This window comes from Vibrio sp. 2134-1 (assembly GCF_033339495.1).
Genome location: NZ_JAWOUS010001013.1, coordinates 1 through 505, shown reverse-complemented (window position 1 = coordinate 505; position 505 = coordinate 1). Strand labels below are relative to the sequence as shown.

The following is a 505-nucleotide window of genomic DNA, read 5'->3' as shown; positions in this document are numbered from 1 at the left end:
TTGCACCACTGGTTTCCGCTTGTAGACGTAAGTTTTTGGCTGCACAATCGCCAGGGGCAGGGTCATTACTGTCCGCTTTTGAACAGGTTGGATCCCAAGTTACCAATGCGGCGTAAGGTTCATCATTCGCACCTTGCGGATAATCAATCAATACCAAAACGTCGCCCACAACGTGTTGACCAGAGAACGAACCGTCATCAAGGGCTTGGACATCATCTTGGAAGAACCAGAAACCCATAAAGGCATCACCTACGTTCGCAAAACGGTCGGCACCAAAATAAATGACCAAATCCGAACCGCCACCGCCGTTATCGACGCCGTAGGCAGCAGCATAAGCATTGGTTAAGTCATCTTTATCTGGTACAGAACCATCTTTGTGAGACCATTCTGATATGTCTTGAATATCTTTTCGACCACCAGTAAATATGGAGACAGGTGACGGATCGGGAAGAATCCCAGTATCGACATTGGCACTGTCGCTACCATCGTAAATATTTTCCCAATC

General features: G+C 47.3%; 1 pseudogene. It reads right to left on the bottom strand.

Annotation, left to right across the window (positions count from 1 at the left end):
- Window positions 1-505 (bottom strand): annotated as a pseudogene (locus tag R7R78_RS29770) (hypothetical protein); the annotation flags it as partial.